This window comes from Microbacterium sp., assembly GCF_052099035.1.
In the GTDB taxonomy this organism is placed as follows: Bacteria; Actinomycetota; Actinomycetes; order Actinomycetales; family Microbacteriaceae; genus Microbacterium.
Genome location: NZ_JBQDSX010000137.1, coordinates 1 through 3,608 on the forward strand (window position 1 = coordinate 1; position 3,608 = coordinate 3,608).

General features: G+C 62.1%; 2 protein-coding genes. Both read left to right on the forward strand.

Going from position 1 to position 3,608, the window contains the following annotated elements; all coding sequences use genetic code 11:
- Positions 1-160 precede the first annotated feature (160 nt).
- On the forward strand, positions 161-556 hold the full coding sequence (locus tag ACTIAO_RS17370) for a (deoxy)nucleoside triphosphate pyrophosphohydrolase (RefSeq protein WP_441868322.1): 396 nt from the start codon (positions 161-163) through the stop codon (positions 554-556).
- Entirely contained in the window at positions 553-3,453 is a 2,901-nt protein-coding gene (locus tag ACTIAO_RS17375; RefSeq protein ID WP_441907324.1) for a DUF3427 domain-containing protein, read from the forward strand. Before ACTIAO_RS17370 ends, ACTIAO_RS17375 begins: the two co-directional genes overlap by 4 nt.
- The last annotated feature ends 155 nt before the right edge of the window (positions 3,454-3,608 follow it).

Below are 3,608 nucleotides of genomic sequence, written 5' to 3' on the forward strand. Positions count from 1 at the left end.
CATGACGAAGCAGGTCGTCTCGGGAGTGGTGCGCGGGCTGTTCGGGATCGGGCGGCGGTAGGGCGGGTGTGGGTGGGCGCTTCCGGTAGCGCCTCGCTGCATTCACGAAGGATCCGTGGAAAGCTGCTCTTTGCAAGCGTCACCACGTCCAAGGAGCCCCGTGAAGAAGCACATCAACGTCGTCGGCGCCGTGATTGTGAAGGATGGCGCGATTCTGTGCGCTCAGCGTGGCAAAGGTGCGCTGAAGGGGCTGTGGGAGTTTCCCGGCGGCAAGATTGAGCCGGACGAATCCGCGCGTGAGGCGCTCCAACGCGAGATCACGGAAGAGCTCCGCTGCACAGTCGTCGTCGGCGACGAGATTACGACAACGGCGTATGAGTACGACTTCGGTGTCGTCAGCCTCACGACGTTCATCTGCGAGCTTGTTGCCGGATCGCCGGAACTCACCGAACACACGGAAGTCCGCTGGCTCGCACCGACCGAACTGAACACCCTCACGTGGGCGCCGGCAGATGTTCCGGCCGTCGACCTCATCCGCGAAAGATTCGCTGCGTGACGATCGACTTCGTTCCGGGAGACGTTCTCGGAACGGACATCGCCTACGGGTTTATCGACGCGGCTGCGCGAGCCTCTCGCAGGTTCCACCCGCGGGTGGTGGTCAACGACGGCGATCAGAACGTGCTGCGCGTCATCCGCGACGAGATAAAGCGATGCGATGAGTTCCTCTTTTCTGTCGCATTCGTCACCCCGGGCGCGATCGCAATGCTCAAGCAGGAGCTCCTCGAGTTCGAGGGGCACGGCACGATCGTCACGAGCGACTATCTCTCCTTCAACAGCCCACGCGCGTTCGAGGAATTGCTCAATCTGCGCGCGCAGTGCGGCATCGACGTGCGCGTGCACAGCTCGAAGGCGTTTCACCCGAAGGGCTACGTCTTCAGATCAGAGCACGCCGTCACCGCCATGATGGGCAGCGCGAATCTCACGAAGCGCGCGCTCAGCTCGAATCATGAATGGAATCTCAAGGTCTCCGCTGCTCCGGCGAGCGACCTTGCCGAACAGCTCAAGGACCTCGCTGATCGCGAGCGAACGTTCTCACAGCAACTCACCCGCGCATGGGTCGACACCTATGCAGAGAATTGGATTCCGCCGGCGCGCGCCCCGAAGCTCCCCGCGATCATCGACGCGGATCCGGAAACGGCGCGGACTCGCGCGATCACGCCGAACGAGATGCAGGAGAGTGCGCTCGAATCGATCGGTGCCGTGCGTGCGCGCGGCGACCGCAAGGCGATCGTCATCTCCGCGACGGGGACAGGAAAGACGATCCTGTCTGCGCTCGATGTGCGGGCATTCGCTCCGGACCGCGTGCTTTTCGTCGTGCACCGAGAGCAGATTCTCGACCGCAGTATCGAGGAGTATCGGCGCGTGCTCGGTGGCGACGCGGCCCACTACGGGAAGTTCACCGGGTCCACGAAACAGCAGGATCGCCGGTACGTCTTTTCGACGGTGCAGACGCTCGCCCGGCACCTCACCGAGTTTGCGCCCGACGCTTTCGACTACATCGTCATCGACGAGGCGCACCGAGCGGGCGCCGAAGGGCATCGCGATGTCTTGACCTACTTCACTCCCAAGTTCTTGCTGGGCATGACGGCGACGCCCGAGCGCACCGATGATTTCAACGTGTTCGAGCTGTTCGATTTTAACGTTCCTTTCGAGATCCGCCTACAGCACGCGCTCGAAGCGAAGATGCTCTCGCCGTTCCATTACTACGGCGTTGCGGACGTGACGTACGCCGACGGATCCTCAGTACGCGATGATTCAGAGCTCGACCTGCTGGTCACGTCCGAGCGAGCGGAGCATGTCGTCGGTGCGCTCGAGAAGTACGCCCAGGCGGGCGTGCAACCACGCGGTCTCATCTTCTGCAGCCGCGTTGATGAGGCGGAACTCCTGTCGCACGCTCTCAATGCGATGGAGTACCGCGGGCGCCCACTTCGAACCGTTGCGTTGTCGGGCGCGGACTCGCTCGACACCCGTGAAACGGTCGTCGATAGCCTCGAGCGCGGCGAGATCGAATACATCCTCACGGTCGATATCTTCAATGAGGGCGTCGATATCCCGTCGGTGAACCAGATCGTCATGTTGCGTCAGACACAGTCGGCAATCGTTTTCGTGCAGCAGCTCGGACGAGGCCTCCGCAAGGATCCGACGAGCGGCAAGGAATACCTCGTCGTCATCGATTTCATCGGCAACTATAAAAACAACTACATGATCCCGATCGCGCTATTTGGCGATACGAGCCTCAACAAGGAGTCGTTGCGCAAGGAGCTGATAACGGCGGAGGAACGCGGTGTACTACCTGGCCTCGCAAGCGTGAGGTTCGACAAGGTGGCACAGGAACGGGTGTTGGCGGCGATCAGAGACACGAAGCTCGACTCGCGCAAGAATCTGCAGGCCGCGATCAGGGCAATGTATGCGCGGCTCGGGCGCGCCCCGCGGCTTAACGACTTCGTTCAGTTCGAAACCGCGGACCCCGTGGTCCTCGCGACGCAACGGAACCCGCCACATTTTCCGGCTCTTGTCGCCGCGACGTTGAAGCGACCGAACGCATTCAGCGAGCGCGAGGATCAAATGCTGATGTTCCTCTCGCGGGAATGCTTCGCGGCAAAGCGCGCGCACGAGCTCCGCGTCGTCGATGCCCTGTTGGCCCGACACGCGATCGCCCTGACCGACGTGCCCAATATCGTCGGCGCGCAGTTGAGCGCCGTCGAAATTGACGCCCTCGCGGCGGCACTCACGGGTGAGTTCCAAACGGGTCAGGAGATGGTGCAGTATCAGAAGCCTCTCGCCACGCGCACGTTTGAGTCCCTCGTCGTAGGCGAAGACTTCCTGTCCTCATACCGCGACAGCGCAGAGTTCCACGCAGCCGTGCGAGACACGATCGATGCGGGCATTGCGCTCAACGTCGATCGGTATGGTGACGGGTCCTTACGTGCTGGACGTCAGTATTCCCGCAAGGACGCCTGCCGGTTGCTCGGTTGGGACAGCAACGAGCAAGGCGTGATCTACGGGTACAAGGTGCACAAGCCAACCGGTACCTGCCCGATCTTCATCACTCTCCACAAGGATGAGGACGTCTCGGCGAGCACCGCGTACGAAGACGAGCTGCTGGATCCGTCAACCGTCCGTTGGTACACGCGCAGCAGGCGCACGCTTCAGAGCGACGAAGTCGCGACGATCGTCGAGCGTCAAACCGATGTTCACGTCTTTGTAAAGAAGGATGACGCCGAGGGCTCCGATTTCTATTATCTCGGGCGCGCACACGCCGCGGACCCCGAGCAGACGACGATGCCCGGCAAGCACGGCGAGCCGCTCAACGTCGTGCGGATGCGGCTCATTCTCGAGAACGCGGTGTCGAGCGGTCTTTACGACTACTTCCACCCCACGCTGACGAGATGATCAAGGCCCCCTCACTCCCACCCAAACCGCGAACGCACCTCGGCGTCGATCCCGATCCCCTCGATCAACGCGATCCCGTACCGTAGATCCCATGCCTGCCCAGAACATCGTCGAGAACGCCCGTGTCCAGGAGGCCCTCACCGCCTGGGCCACCG